Annotated in this window: 12 protein-coding genes; 4 read left to right on the forward strand and 8 right to left on the reverse strand. The window is 63.6% G+C overall.

Features of this window, described 5'->3' with window-relative positions; translation table 11 throughout:
• The first annotated feature begins 155 nt into the window (after window positions 1–155).
• The gene (locus tag J1G34_RS08795) at window positions 156–1,547 is read left to right on the forward strand and encodes an L-cystine transporter (protein ID WP_065891596.1); all 1,392 of its coding nucleotides are present in this window, start codon (window positions 156–158) and stop codon (window positions 1,545–1,547) included.
• Between the two features lie 95 nt (window positions 1,548–1,642).
• Here the strand turns inward: J1G34_RS08795 and J1G34_RS08800 are convergent, their stop codons facing one another.
• Window positions 1,643–2,155 carry a dihydrofolate reductase gene (locus tag J1G34_RS08800; RefSeq protein ID WP_222993818.1) on the reverse strand — a complete coding sequence of 171 codons (513 nt, stop codon included), beginning with the start codon at window positions 2,153–2,155 and terminating at the stop codon, window positions 1,643–1,645.
• A gap of 69 nt (window positions 2,156–2,224) precedes the next feature.
• Between J1G34_RS08800 and J1G34_RS08805 the strand changes: the two genes are divergently transcribed.
• A complete protein-coding gene (locus J1G34_RS08805) occupies window positions 2,225–3,604 on the forward strand; it encodes a DUF2868 domain-containing protein (RefSeq protein WP_222993820.1) in 1,380 nt (459 codons plus the stop codon).
• Window positions 3,597–4,964 (forward strand): GTPase/DUF3482 domain-containing protein, encoded by a 1,368-nt coding sequence (locus J1G34_RS08810; RefSeq protein WP_222993822.1) that lies wholly within the window; start codon window positions 3,597–3,599, stop codon window positions 4,962–4,964. Before J1G34_RS08805 ends, J1G34_RS08810 begins: the two co-directional genes overlap by 8 nt.
• Here the strand turns inward: J1G34_RS08810 and J1G34_RS08815 are convergent.
• From J1G34_RS08815 to J1G34_RS08845, 7 genes are all read right to left on the reverse strand, one after another.
• A complete protein-coding gene (locus J1G34_RS08815) occupies window positions 4,943–5,515 on the reverse strand; it encodes a phosphonate degradation HD-domain oxygenase (protein ID WP_065893861.1) in 573 nt (190 codons plus the stop codon). The two genes, J1G34_RS08810 and J1G34_RS08815, sit on opposite strands and share 22 nt — an antisense overlap.
• Window positions 5,515–6,642 carry a TIGR03364 family FAD-dependent oxidoreductase gene (locus tag J1G34_RS08820; protein ID WP_122482558.1) on the reverse strand — a complete coding sequence of 376 codons (1,128 nt, stop codon included), beginning with the start codon at window positions 6,640–6,642 and terminating at the stop codon, window positions 5,515–5,517. The genes J1G34_RS08815 and J1G34_RS08820 overlap by 1 nt, the downstream gene beginning before the upstream one ends.
• A 123-nt stretch (window positions 6,643–6,765) precedes the next feature.
• On the reverse strand, window positions 6,766–7,779 hold the full coding sequence (locus J1G34_RS08825; protein WP_065897667.1) for a putative 2-aminoethylphosphonate ABC transporter substrate-binding protein: 1,014 nt from the start codon (window positions 7,777–7,779) through the stop codon (window positions 6,766–6,768).
• A 20-nt stretch (window positions 7,780–7,799) separates the two neighbouring features.
• Window positions 7,800–9,512 (reverse strand): putative 2-aminoethylphosphonate ABC transporter permease subunit, encoded by a 1,713-nt coding sequence (locus J1G34_RS08830; RefSeq protein WP_222993824.1) that lies wholly within the window; start codon window positions 9,510–9,512, stop codon window positions 7,800–7,802.
• 1 nt (window position 9,513) lies between these two features.
• Entirely contained in the window at window positions 9,514–10,578 is a 1,065-nt protein-coding gene (locus J1G34_RS08835; protein ID WP_065887074.1) for a putative 2-aminoethylphosphonate ABC transporter ATP-binding protein, read from the reverse strand.
• Between the two features lie 188 nt (window positions 10,579–10,766).
• On the reverse strand, window positions 10,767–11,630 hold the full coding sequence (locus J1G34_RS08840; protein WP_065887073.1) for a LysR family transcriptional regulator: 864 nt from the start codon (window positions 11,628–11,630) through the stop codon (window positions 10,767–10,769).
• A 16-nt stretch (window positions 11,631–11,646) separates the two neighbouring features.
• Complete coding sequence (locus J1G34_RS08845) at window positions 11,647–13,887, reverse strand: heavy metal translocating P-type ATPase (RefSeq protein ID WP_130138142.1); 2,241 nt, start codon at window positions 13,885–13,887, stop codon at window positions 11,647–11,649.
• Between the two features lie 85 nt (window positions 13,888–13,972).
• Between J1G34_RS08845 and cadR the strand changes: the two genes are divergently transcribed.
• Window positions 13,973–14,413 carry a Cd(II)/Pb(II)-responsive transcriptional regulator gene (gene cadR / locus J1G34_RS08850; RefSeq protein ID WP_065893866.1) on the forward strand — a complete coding sequence of 147 codons (441 nt, stop codon included), beginning with the start codon at window positions 13,973–13,975 and terminating at the stop codon, window positions 14,411–14,413.
• Window positions 14,414–14,427 lie beyond the last annotated feature (14 nt).

Below are 14,427 nucleotides of genomic sequence, written 5' to 3' on the forward strand. Positions count from 1 at the left end.
TGCGCCAGGGTCGTACGTCAGAGCGTCAAGCGCTTATTCCAAAAACGACAGTCACCATTCCATATCGGTATTAAATCAATATATTTCAAGCTGTTAGGCTTCCCGGTTCGCAATCGCAGGCTCACGCGATTGGCTGCCTTCTCAACGGAGCTTCAATGAATCTTCCCCTGATTCTCAACTTACTGGTGTTCGTGGCCCTGTTGCTGGGCCTGGCACAAACCGGCCGTACGAACTGGAGCCTGGCCAAGAAGGTCCTGTTCGCCCTGGTGCTTGGCGTGGTGTTCGGTGTGGTGCTGCACGCCATCTACGGGGCCGGTCACCCGGTACTCAAGGCCTCCATCGGCTGGTTTGACCTGGTCGGCAACGGCTATGTGCAACTGCTGCAAATGATCGTGATCCCGCTGGTGTTCGCCTCGATCCTCAGTGCCGTGGCGCGCCTGCACAACGCCTCGTCCCTGGGCAAGATCAGCTTCCTGACCATCGGCACTTTGCTGTTCACCACCGCGATCGCGGCGCTGATCGGTATCGGCCTGACCAACCTGTTCGGCCTCACCGCCGAAGGGCTGGTCGCCGGTACCCAGGAAATGGCGCGCCTGCAAGTGATCCAGAACGATTACGCGGGCAAGGTCGCCGACCTGAATATCCCGCAATTGCTGCTGTCGTTCGTGCCGGCCAACCCGTTCGCCGACCTGGCCCGGGCCAAGCCGACGTCGATCATCAGCGTGGTGATTTTCGCCGCGTTCCTGGGGGTTGCCGCGCTGCAACTGCTCAAGGACGACGTGGAAAAAGGCCAGAAGGTGCTCAACGCCATCGACACCCTTCAAGCCTGGGTGATGCGCCTGGTGCGCCTGGTCATGAAGCTGACCCCGTACGGTGTCCTGGCGCTGATGACCAAGGTGGTCGCCAGCTCCAACCTGCAGGACATCATCAAGCTCGGCAGCTTTGTCGTGGTGTCGTACCTGGCCCTGGGCCTGATGTTTGTGGTGCATGGCCTGTTGCTGTCGCTGGCCGGGGTCAATCCGCTGCGCTTCTTCCGCAAGGTCTGGCCGGTACTGACCTTTGCCTTCACCAGCCGCTCCAGCGCCGCCTCGATCCCCTTGAGTATTGAAGCGCAGACACGCCGCCTGGGTATCCCGCAGTCCATTGCCGGTTTCGCCGCTTCGTTTGGGGCGACCATCGGCCAGAACGGCTGCGCAGGCCTCTATCCGGCGATGTTGGCGGTGATGGTCGCGCCGACTGTCGGCATCAACCCGCTGGACCCGCTGTGGATCGCGACGCTGGTAGCGATTGTGACCCTGAGCTCGGCCGGTGTGGCGGGCGTGGGCGGTGGTGCGACCTTCGCGGCATTGATCGTGCTGCCGGCCATGGGCTTGCCGGTGTCACTGGTGGCGCTGCTGATTTCCGTGGAGCCGCTGATCGACATGGGCCGTACGGCGCTGAACGTGAATGGCTCGATGACGGCGGGGGCGATTACCAGCCAGATCATGGGGCAGACGGACAAGGCGTTGCTCGATGCCGATGAGCATGCTGAGTTAGCGCAGGTCTGATAGAGCGCTATCGGGGGCAAGCCCCCTCCCACAGTTGACCGAGTTCCAACAGAAGAATGCGGTCCAATGTGGGAGGGGGCTTGCCCCCGATGCTTTTAAGCTTTCTCCCAGACTTCAAAGTTGTAAGCCGGTTTATCCCCTTCGGCCGGGTTCTCCACATTCGACACCAGCTTCCACTGGTTCGCATCAAACGCCGGAAACCACGCATCCCCTTCAGGGCTCAACGCCACCCGGGTCAGGTACAGGCGATCCGCCTGCTCCAGCCCCTGGGCATACAACTGCGCGCCGCCGATCAGCATCAGCTCGTCCACGCCCTGGGCCTTGGCCCATTCCTCCGCGCGCGCTATCGCCGCCTCCAGTGACGCAAACACTTGCGCACCTTCGAGCACCAGGTCGGTCTGACGACTGACCACAATGTTCAGCCGCCCCGGCAACGGTCGGCCCAGGGAATCCCAGGTCTTGCGCCCCATGATGATCGGCTTGCCCAGGGTGGTGGCCTTGAAATACTTGAAATCCCCCGGCAAATGCCAGGGCATGCTGTTGTCGACGCCGATCACGCGGTTTTCACCGAGGGCTGCGATCAGGCTTAAAAGGAGAGTTTTTTTCATGGTCACGAGAATACCAGAGCTGCGAGTCAGCAGTTATGCTCCAACCTCACGAACACAACAGGATGGCGCGTGACTGCACTAAACCCGCTGCACAACCTCTGGCTGACCGAAACCGTGCGCCTGCGCGAAGAACACGCAGGCCCTCTGGAAGATCTCGAAGCCAACCGCCTGGCCCGCACGGCCGGTGGCGACCTGCCGACGCGCATCGTGCATCGCGCGCTGCACCTGGCCGAACGCGATGGCCTGACCGGCGCCCTCACACGCTGGCTGCAAGGCGCACGCCTGGCCTTGGTGCTGCTGGCGATCGTAGCGATTATCAGCGGCGCCGGCCTGGCGTTTGCCGCCCTGGGCAACGGCCTCGCCCCGGTGAATGTGTTCTGGGCCCTGGGCAGCCTGCTCGGCCTGAACCTGATCCTGCTGCTCAGTTGGGCCCTGGGCCTGGTGTTTGCCGGCGAACACAGTGCCAGCCTCGGTCGCCTGTGGCTGTGGCTCAGTGAAAAACTCGCCCGCGACGCCAAGGCCGCGCAACTGGCGCCGGCGCTGCTGCTGTTGCTACAGCGCCAGAAGCTCAATCGCCGGGCAGTCGGCGTGCTGGTCAACAGCCTGTGGTCACTGGCGTTGCTCAGCGCCATGCTGATGTTGCTGATGCTGCTCGCCACCCGGCGTTACGGCTTTGTGTGGGAAACCACCATCCTCGGTGCCGACACCTTCATCGCTGTCACCCAGGCCCTCGGCACCCTGCCCGCTTTGCTCGGTTTCAACGTGCCGACCGTCGACATGATCCGCGCCAGCGGCGACTCCGCCCTGAATATCGAAAGCGCCCGCCAAGCCTGGGCCGCCTGGCTGGTGGGCGTGCTGCTGGTCTACGGCCTGTTGCCCCGAGCGGTCCTTGCCCTGTTCTGCCTGTGGCGCTGGAAAATCGGACGTGCGGCATTGCGCCTGGACCTCAACCTGCCCGGCTACGCCCAACTGCGCGAACGCCTGATGCCCAGCAGCGAACGGCTTGGGGTCAACGATGCCGCCCCCGAACAGTTGCATCACGTCAGCGGCGGCGTCAGCGAGATGCAAAGCGATGGAGCCTTGCTGGTGGCCGTCGAACTCGATGATCAGCACCCCTGGCCGCCCAAACTGCCCGCCAATGTGAAGAACGCCGGCATCCTCGACAGCCGCGAATCGCGCAACAAACTGCTGGAACAACTCAGCCGATTCCCCCCCGCGCGCCTGGCCATCGTCTGCGACCCGCGCCGCTCGCCCGACCGTGGCAGCCTGGCGCTGATCGCCGAACTGGCGCGCAGCGCCACCGCCACCCGCGTATGGCTGCTGCAGGCGCCGCCCGGCCAGGCGCTGGACGCCGAGCGCCTGGGCGACTGGCACAGCGCGCTGCAACAGCTTGAGCTGCCCTTCGCCGATTGCGCGCCGCTGAACTGGCTGGAGACCGGTCATGACTAAACCGCTGAAGCTCGCCGTGGTCGGCCATACCAATGTGGGCAAGACCTCGCTGCTGCGCACCCTGACCCGCGATGTCGGCTTTGGCGAAGTCTCCCATCGCCCCAGCACCACGCGGCATGTGGAGGGCGCACGCTTGTCGGTGGACGGCCAAGCCTTGCTGGAGTTGTACGACACGCCCGGCCTGGAAGATGCCATTGCCCTGCTCGACTACCTGGAACGCCTGGACCGCCCCGGCGAACGCCTCGATGGTCCGGCACGCCTGGCGCGGTTCCTGGAGGGCAGCGAGGCGCGCCAACGCTTCGAACAGGAAGCCAAGGTACTGCGCCAACTGTTGGCCTCGGACGCCGGCCTGTACGTGATCGATGCCCGCGAGCCGGTGCTGGCCAAGTACCGTGACGAGCTGCAAGTGCTGGCCAGTTGCGGCAAACCGTTGCTGCCGGTGCTCAATTTCGTCAGCAGCGCCGACCACCGCGAACCGGACTGGCGCGAAGCCCTGGCCCGCCTCGGCCTGCATGCGCTGGTGCGTTTCGACAGTGTGGCGCCGCCGGAAGATGGCGAGCGCCGATTGTATGAAAGCCTGGCCCTGCTGCTGGAAAGCGCACGACCGCAGTTGGAACGGTTGATCCTTGATCAGGAGGCCCAGCGCCAGGCCCGCCAGCAAAGCGCCGCGCGCTTGATCGCCGAACTGTTGATCGACTGTGCGGCCAGCCGTCGCAGTGTGGTGACTGAAGATGAACCCCAAGCCATCAGTGATTTACGCAACGCCGTGCGCCAGCGCGAACAAAAATGTGTGGAAGCGTTACTCAAGCTATTTGGTTTCCGCCCCCAGGACGCCGCCGCCAGTGACTTGCCGCTGCTGGACGGGCGCTGGGGCGACGACCTGTTCAATCCGCAAACCCTCAAGCAACTCGGCGTGCGCGTCGGTGGCGGGATTGCGGCAGGCGCGGCGGCAGGCGCCGGCGTGGACCTGCTGGTCGGCGGTTTGACCCTCGGCGCTGCCGCGCTGGCCGGCGCGATTGCCGGCGGTGCCCTGCAAACCGCACGCAGCTACGGCAGTCGCCTGCTCGGCAAGATCAAGGGCCAGCGCGAGCTGACCGTCGACGACAGCGTGCTGCGCCTGCTCGCCCTGCGCCAGCGCCAGTTGGTCAAGGCCTTGAACCTGCGCGGCCATGCGGCCATGCACAGCATCAAAGTCGACACGCCCCAGGACAAGACCTGGCGCGAAGGCAAGCTGCCGGACGCCTTGAACAGGGCCCGCGCCTATCCGCAATGGTCGTCGCTCAACCCACACCCCAAGTTGAACCAGGCCGAGCGTCAGGCGCAAATCCAGGCGCTGGCTCAGCGGCTGGGCGCGTCCTGATCGGCCAATAGTCGCAGGGCCTTGGCCTTGAGCACTTCAAGGTCCAGCAACGAGATGTGCATTTGCTTGGCCTGTTCGTCCCAATGGCGCATGCGCAGGCTGATGTGACAGAGCGGGTCCTGCTCGAACGCCTGTGCTTGCTGCGCGGTCATCACACCTCCCTGATACGCCAGCGTGCGGCGGCTGGCCTCGCTCAACTGTGCGTAATAGTCCGGCTGCTTGAAGGTCAGGTAACGCTTGGCTTGTACGTGATATTCCACCAACTTCGCCATGCGTTCGCTGAAGCCTGCACGGCGCAGGTAATCTGCGCCAAGCCGCTCATGGCTGAGCACGCCATACCCACCCATGCCCTCGCCACCCTGCCCACAGAGGTGGCCGATATCGTGGAAGAACGCCGCCAGCACCACTTCATCGTCAAAGCCTTCGGCCATCGCGAGCTGCGCGGCCTGGGACATGTGCTCGATCTGCGACACCGGCTCGCCGATGTAATCCGCCGTGCCATGGCGTTCGTACAGGCCGAACAGCTCGGCAAGCAAGCGCTCCCGAGTCATCACTCAGGCCCCCACACTGTGGTGATATTTCGCTCGGCCATCGCCGGGCCAACGCTCATGCCCACACCGGTATGCATCAACGCGGCGCTGATGCCCGCAGCCGCCTGGACAAATGAAAACGGCGCGGGCCCACGCGAGCCATACACACCCTGCCAACGCTCCACCACCTGGATCTTGCAACCCAGGGTCTGCTCGGCCAGTTCGATCAGCCAGTCATCGACCTGTTCGGCGTTGAAGGGCGATGCATCGCTGCCGTAATCATGGGAATCGCCGATGATCAACTCGCCATGGGGCGTGGGGCTGATCAGCAGGTGAATCCCGTGCGCCTGCAAGTGCGGCGTTTCGCGCAGGATCTGCGCCTGTACCGCGGCGGCCTCGGGCAAGTCGGCAAACGCACCGTAATGCACGCAACTGAGGCCGGTCAGCAAGGCATGTTGCAGGTTCAGGTCATGCGCCGGCCGTGCCCGCAGCATTTGCAGGCGGCAGACTTGCGGGTTGAGTGCGGCCATCGAATCGGCCAGCAGGGTCTGGTAGTCGTGACCGGAACACACAATGATCTGCTCGCCGCGAAAACGCCCCGCCGTGCTGTGCAACTGGCCCGGCTCGACGTCATGCACCAAGGTGGAAAAGTGAAACTCCACGTTCAGCGCTTGCGCCAGGTAGTTGATCAGCGCCGGAATCGCTTCGCGTGAATAGAGTTGCTGGTCGTCCCTGCCATGCAGCGCGGCGCGGTGATGGCGGAACTGGCCGGCGTACAGGTCATTCAAGGCCGCGCCTTGCAGCAGCTCGACGTTGTAGCCGTGCTCGCGGGCACGCCCGCGGCAAAAGGCTTCGAGCAGATGCGCTTCGGCTTCGGTACGGGCAAACAGGTAGGAGCCATTGCGCTTGAGCGCAAGGCCGGCCACCTGCGCCCAATGCCCCCAGATAGCGCGGCTTTCCCTTGCCAGGTCGAGCATCGGCCCCGGCGGTTGGCCGGTGACCAGCGCCTGGCCGAAGTTGCGCACCGAGGCGCCCAGGGGCGTGGCGCTGCGTTCGAAGACCTTGACCTTGAGGCCGCGCTTGGCGGCGGCGTAGGCATGGGAGAGGCCGAGGATGCCGGCGCCGACAATTAACAGATCACTACTCATACCGTCCTCTCGTTCCCACGCTCCGCGTGGGAACTCATCCAGTGACGCTCTGCGTCACGACGTTCAAGAGCGGACGCGGAGCGTCCAGAGCGGCGTTACCACGCGGAGCGTGGGAACGATCGGTTACTGCTTTTCCGACTTCCCGTCATAACGCTTGCGCCACTCAGCCAGAATGCTGTCGCGATGCTTCGACGCCCACACAAAGTCGTTCTTGATCAACCGCTGCTCGTAATCGGCGGGCAATTCAGTCTGCGGTTTGGCGATCCCCGGTTGGGCGAGCACGGCGAAATTGTCCTTGTACAACGCCATCGCCGCCGGGCTTGCAGAGAAGTCCGCCAGTTTTTTCGCAGCCTCGGCATGGGTCGTGCCCTTGATCAGCGCCGTGGCTTCGATGTCCCAGCCCAGGCCCTCTTTGGGCAGGATGATGTCCAGCGGTGCGCCCTGGCGCTTCAACTGCACGGCCGGGTACTCAAACGAAATCCCGATCGGGAACTCACCGGATGCCGCCAACTTGCACGGCTTGGAGCCGGAGTGAACGTACTGGCCGATGTTCTGGTGCAGGTCATCCATGTACTGCCAGCCCTGCTTCTCGCCGAAGGTCTGCAACCAGGCGCTCACGTCCAGGAAGCCGGTGCCGGAGGAGGCCGGGTTGGGCATCACGATCTTGCCCTTGTACTCAGGCTTGGTCAGGTCCTGCCAGCTCACCGGTTTGGTGAGGCCCTGCTTTTCGGCTTCGACGGTGTTGAAGCAGATGGTGGCGGCCCACACGTCCATGCCGACCCAGGCCGGCGGGTTGGCGGCGTCGCGGTAGTTTTTGCCGATCTTGTCCAAGTCTTTCGGGGCATAGGTATCGAGCATGCCTTGCTGGTCAAGTATCGCCAGGCTGGAGGCGGCCAGGCCCCAGACCACGTCAGCCTGCGGGCGGTCTTTCTCGGCCAGCAGTTTGGCGGTGATGATGCCGGTGGAGTCGCGCACCCACTTGATCTCGATGTCGGGGTTGGCCTGTTCGAAGGCCTTTTTGTAGGTCTTCAACTGTTCGGCTTCGAGGGCCGTGTACACGGTCAGCTCAGTCTTGGCGAAGGCATTCAGGCTGAATGCAGTGAGTACGGCAGCGACCAGCGCCAGGGGCTTGAACATGGAATACCTCCTTTGAAGGATCATTGCCCGGGCGCGGTCTGGCGCCAGGCTTGGGAGCGGCGCAAGGCGCCACGTGAAGCCCACGCCAGCAGCAACGAAACGCTGCCTGAGGTGAACAGAATCAGGGTCGACATGGCCGCCGCACCGCCCACATTGCCGGCGTCGTCCATGTTCAACACGGCGACGGCGGCGAGGATGGTGTCGGGGCTGTAGAGAAAGATCGCAGCGGAGACGGTGGTCATTGCCGACACGAACAGGTAACGCAGAATATCCAGCAGCGCGGGCAGGCAGATCGGCACCGTCACTTTCAGGTAATGGCGGTAGAGCGGCGCCTTAAGGGACAACGCGGCGGCTTCGAATTCGGCGTCCAGTTGGCGCAGTGCGGTGGTGGCGGTCATTTGTGCGGTGGTCAGGTAGTGAGCAATGGTGCACACCACCAGCAGTGCCATGCTGCCGTAGAACACATGCAGCGGGTTGCCGCCGAGGTTGAAAAAGAACACATAGCCCAGGCCAAGCACTAGGCCCGGCACGGCCATCGGCACAAAGCTGAGCAGACGCAGGGCCAGGTTCAGGCCCTTTTGGCCCTTGGTTTTTTCCATCAAATAGGCACCGGTGAAGATCAGCACACTGCCGATCAGCGCCGTGCACAGCGCCATGGTCAGGCTGTTGCGATAGGCCAGCCAACCGCCGCCGGCGGTGTCTTCGAACTGATAGTGGTTGAGCGACAGCGACAGGTTATAGGGCCAGAATTTGACCAGCGAGGAATACACCGCCATGCCGAACACCAGCAGCAGCGCCGCGCAGATCAGCAGCACGATGGCCAGGTAGCAGCCATCCCTTGAACGCGACGGCAGCGGCTGAAAGACCTGGGCACGGCCGCTCATGGCATCACCGTGACGGCGGCGCAACCACGCATCCACGCCAAAGCTGAACAGCGCCGGCAACAGCAGCACCATGCCGATCAACGCGCCGCGCCCGAATTGTTGCTGACCGACCACGGCCTTGTAGGCTTCCAGGGCCAGCACCTGGTAGTCGCCGCCGACCACCACCGGCACGCCAAAGTCGGTGATCGTCAACGTGAACACCAGGCAAAACGCCGCGAACACCGCCTGGCGCGTGGCCGGCCAGGTGATGCTGCGAAAGGCCCGGGCGGGGCTGGCGCCCATGCTGGAGGCCGCGTCGAACAAGCGCGCATCCGCCAGCGACAATGCGGACAGCAGAATCATCAGGGCGTGTGGGAAGGTGTAAATCACTTCGCCCAGGACAATGCCCCAGAAGCCGTAGATATTGTCCGAGAGCAACCCACGCAACAGCCCCTGGTTGCCGAACAGATACACCAGCGCGATGCCCGGCAACATCGAGGGCGCCATCAACGGCAGCAGCGACACGCCGCGCCAGATGACCTTGCCGGGAATCAAGGTGCGTTGCAGCGCGTAGGCAAACAGATAGGCCAACGGTACGACGATCGCGGCTACGCTCAGGGAGACTTTCAGGCTATTGCCCAGCAACCAGTGGAAATTGGCGCTGGTCAGCAATTCCCGTGCGGCGATCAGGCCGCCGCCCTGCCCGGCTTCGCTGCTGAAGCCACGCCAGAAGATCGCCAGCAGCGGCAGCAGCACCGCCACCACCAACAGGCCCAGCCACAGCCATTTGCCGCCGACCACGAAGAGGCGGTCACCCCACCCGGCGTGGGCCGCCTGACGCGGCAGCGGCACGCTCATGATCGCAGCCATCTCAGGCAAACACCTGCAGGCTGCGCGGCGGCAACGCCACCCAGATATCCTGGCTGCCCAGACGCGGCATGTCGTGTGGCGCAAGTTCGGCCAGCAACGCGTGGCCCGGCAGCTGCGCCAGTTCGAAGCTCATGCGGCAGCGGTTGCCCAGAAACGTGATCTCGCGCACCTTGGCCGCAAACAAGTTTTCTTCATGCACCGGCGGATTCACGCTGATGGCTTCCGGCCGGCAGAACAGGCGACCGGAGGTGGCCATGCCGGCGTCGTCGGCCAGGCGCATCTTCAGCCCTCCGACCTGGGCGTGGCTGGCGCTGTTGCGGCTGAACGGCAACCAGTTGCCCTGGCCGACAAATTCCGCCACGAACGGCGTGGCCGGGCGGTCGTAGATGTCCTGGGGCGTCGCGTATTGCTCGACCTTGCCGTTGTTCATCACGGCGATACGGTCGGCCATCAGCATGGCTTCGTCTTGATTGTGGGTAACCATCAGCGTGGTGATGCCCAGGCGTCGTTGCAGTTGGCGCAGTTCGGTGCATAGATGCTCGCGAACCTGGGCGTCGAGGGCCGACATCGGCTCATCCAGCAGCAATAACGAAGGTGCCGGCGCCAGGGCCCGCGCCAGGGCTACCCGCTGCTGTTGCCCGCCGGACAATTGGCCGGGGTATTTCTTTTCGCTGCCGAGCAGGCCGACCAGCTCAAGCATCTGCCCGACACGCTTGCGCACCTCATCGCGACCGCTGCCGGTAAGGCCGTAGCCGATGTTCGCTTCTACGGTCAGGTTGGGAAACAGCGCGTAGGACTGGAACAGGATGCCGTAGTCCCGCGCCTGGGGCGGCAGCCGGGAAACATCGCGGTCACCCAGGTAAATTTCGCCGCTGTCCTGGTGCTCAAGGCCGGCAATGCAGCGCAGCATGGTGGTCTTGCCGCAGCCGGACGGGCCCAGCAGGCACACCAGCTCGCCGGCGGCGACATCCAGGGACACGTTATCGAGCGCGGTAAAGGCGCCGAAGCGTTTCTGGAGACCGCGCACCTTCATCGGTGCGCCGGGGTGGGTCAGGGCTGTGTTCATGGTGGCGCCTCATCGATCGGATGAAGGCCATGCTAGGGGGGGAATACTTCGCTGATGTGGCAGAAGGGCAAAAGGGCGTGATAGGGGTATTGGTGGATTTGGGTTGGGCTCTTGGAGGTGAGCATGATCAAGCGGGACGCGGAGCGTCCCGGGAGGCGTTACCACGCGGAGCGTGGGAACGATCAAGGTTAAATTGGCGACATTTCCTGGGCAAGGCCAAGGAAAGCCGCCGGCAGCCGCGCACCTTTGCGCTCCTTGAGGCAGTACAGATACTCCGGAATCTGCGGCGCATTCTCAAGGGTCAGCACCTTCAGCTGCGGATCATGGGGTACTTCCTGCCGCGCAATGATGCTGATGCCGATATTGCGCAGCACCGCCTCGCGGATCGACTCACGACTGCCGATTTCCAGCAGCGGCCCGTAGCTGACGCCAGCGCCCTGAAGCATGTCTTCCGTCAGTCTGCGGGTGGTGGACCCCGCCTCACGCATCAGCAGCGTATGCCCGGCCAGCGCAGTCAACGGCACATGATCAAGCCTGGCCAACGGATGGTTGCGATGCACCGCCAATACCAGAGGATCAGTGCCGAGCACACGACGCACCAGGCGCGCGTCCTCCAGCAGTTGCGACGAGGCGGCGACGTCGACACGGTAGTCGTCCAGCGCTTCGAGCACCTGCTGGGAGTTGCCGATTTCCACCGACACTTCCACTTGCGGCAGGCGTTCGCGAAAGGCTTTGACCAGATCGAGGATGTAGTACGGCGCCGTCGCGGCGATCCTCAGCGCGCCTTGAACCTGGCCATTGTTACGCAGGAAAAACTCGATATCGGCTTCCTGCTGCAACAGCGCCTTGACCATCGGCAACAGCCGCGCGCCTTCATCGCTTACCGTCAGACGGCGACCGCCACGGTAGAACAGTTCAACGCCGTATTGGCTTTCCAGGTTGCGAATCTGGGTGGTGACCGTGGGCTGGCTCAGGCCGAGTTTTTTCGCCGCCTGGGTGATGCTGCCCAGGCGGGCGACCTTGTAAAACGCCTTCAGCTCAGCACTCAGCACACCGCCCTCTCATCGTCTATTTGCGCAACAGGCGCAGGCCATTGAACACCACCAGCAGGCTGACGCCCATGTCGGCGAACACCGCCATCCACATGGTGGCCATGCCCAGGAACGTGACCGCCAGGAAAATCGCCTTGATCACCAGCGCCAGGGCGATGTTCTGCTTGAGGATACTCGACGTTTGCCTGGAGAGCCGGATGAATGCGGGAATCTTGCGCAGGTCATCGTCCATCAATGCCACGTCGGCGGTCTCGATCGCGGTGTCGGTGCCCGCCGCAGCCATGGCGAAGCCGATTTCGGCGCGGGCCAGGGCCGGGGCGTCGTTGATGCCGTCGCCGACCATGCCGACGCGGTAGCCCTGGCCGTAGAGCGTTTCAATCGCTTGCAGCTTATCGGTGGGCAACAAGTCGCCTCGGGCCTGATCGATACCGACCTGAGCCGCAATCGCCTGGGCGGTGTGGGTGTTATCGCCGGTCAGCATCAAGGTCTTGACGCCCAGGTCGTGCAGTTGCCGGATGGCTTCGCGGCTGCTGTCCTTGACGGTGTCGGCCACCGCGAACAAGGCCAGCGGGCCGGACTTGTCGAGCAGCAACACCACGGACTTGCCCTGTTTTTCCAGGGCGAAGAGTTTCTCCTCCAGCGCCGGCGAGCACAGCCCGAGGTCTTCCACCAGACGGTGGTTGCCCAGATGGTAGGTTTCGCCGTTGATGTCACCGCGCACACCACGCCCGGGCAATGCCTCGAAGTTATCCACAACGTGGGACGGCAGGTTTTTATCCACCGCCGCGTTGGCAATGGCCAGGGACACCGGGTGGTCGGAACGCCCCGCCAGACTCGCGGCCAGGGCCGGCGCGCTGTCCTGCACGGTGTCGAACAGCGGCACATAGTCGGTTTGCACCGGCTTGCCGTGGGTGATGGTGCCGGTCTTGTCCAGGGCCAGGTAGTCGAGCTTGTAACCGCCCTCCAGGTACACGCCGCCCTTGATCAGGATGCCTTTGCGCGCCGCCGCCGCAAGGCCGCTGACGATGGTCACCGGGGTGGAGATCACCAGGGCGCACGGGCACGCGACCACCAGCAACACCAGGGCGCGGTAGATCCAGTCGAACCAGACGCCCGCCATGAACAGCGGCGGGATGACGGCCACGCCCAGGGCAAACAAGAACACCGCCGGGGTGTAGATTTTCGAGAAGCTGTCGACAAAACGCTGGGTCGGTGCCCGCGCGCCCTGAGCCTGCTCCACCGCGTGGATGATCCGCGCCAGGGTGGAGTTGTTGGCGCCTGCGGTCACTTTATATTCCAGGGAGCCAGCCTGGTTGATCGTACCGGCGAAGACTTTATCGCCCACGGTCTTTTCAATCGGCAGGCTTTCACCGGTGATCGGTGCCTGGTCGATGGTGGATTGACCAGCAGTCACCTCACCGTCCAGGCCGATGCGCTCACCGGGCTTGACCCGCACAATGGCGCCAAGATCGATGCTTTTGACCTCCTGTTCCATCCAGGAACCATCAGCCTGCCGCACCGTGGCCTGTTCCGGGGTCATCTGCATCAAGCCGCTGATGGCATTGCGCGCACGGTCCAGGGACTTGGCTTCGATCAACTCGGCCACCGTAAACAGGAACATCACCATCGCCGCTTCCGGCCACTGGCCAATCAGCACCGCACCGGTCACGGCGATACTCATCAGTGCGTTGATGTTCAGGTTGAAGTTTTTCAGGGCAATCCAGCCCTTTTTGTAGGTGGTGAGGCCACCGCTGAGGATCGACACCAATGCCACCAGGGCGATCACCCAGGTCGGTGCAATGCCGCTGAAATGCAGGACCTCGGCGCCCAACGCGCCCACGCCCGACACAGCCAGCGGCCACCAGTGCTTCTTGGCAGGCGGGGCGGCAGCAGGCGTGCCTTCTTCAATCGGGTCGGCCTGCATGCCGATGGATTTGATCGCGTCGATGATCGGCGCAGTGCTCGGCAAATCGTGGGTCACGCCGAGGATGCGGTTGATCAGGTTGAAGTCCAACTGCTGCACGCCGGCAAGCTTGCCCAGTTTGTTCTGGATCAGCGTCTGTTCGGTAGGGCAGTCCATCGCTTCGATGCGAAAGGTGCTCAGGCGCGAGCCGGCGGTGGGAGCGTCGCTCAGTTGCACCCGCGCAGGTGCCGGAGCGCCGGAACAGCAGGCGCCGCCGTGGTCATGCACCGGCTTGAGCGTGTGCTCGCTGTGATCGTGGTCGTGCTTGTGCGGGGTGTGGAGGGAATCGCTCATGGTGTCGCGTCCGGAAAGGTGCCTGTTGCCAAGTAAAGACCCTGTAGCCACTATAGGGTCAAGCACCCATTTGGAGATTGCTGCGATGAAGATCGGCGAACTGGCCAAACTCACCGACTGCCCGGTGGAAACCATCCGTTATTACGAGAAGGAAGGCCTGCTGCCACCCCCCGCACGCACGGACGGCAACTACCGCGTGTACACCCAGGCGCATACCGAGCGGCTGATCTTTATCCGCAACTGCCGCAGCCTCGACATGACACTGGAAGAAATCCGCAGCCTGCTCAGCCTGCGCGACAGCCCCCAGGACCAGTGCGAAAGCGTGAATGCGTTGATTGATGAGCATATCCACCATGTAAAGGCGCGGATCGATGGACTGCTGGCGTTGCAGGAGCAATTGCTGGACTTGCGCCAGCGCTGCGGGGGTGGGGAGCCGTGTGGAATCCTGCAGCAGTTGGAAGTCAGCGGCGGGATAGCGGCCAGCGAGGCCGAGCCCTCGCACGTGGGCCGCAGCCACGGCCACTGACTCAGGCTGATAAC

Source organism: Pseudomonas sp. Wu6, from assembly GCF_019891515.1.
GTDB lineage: Bacteria > Pseudomonadota > Gammaproteobacteria > Pseudomonadales > Pseudomonadaceae > Aquipseudomonas > Aquipseudomonas orientalis_A.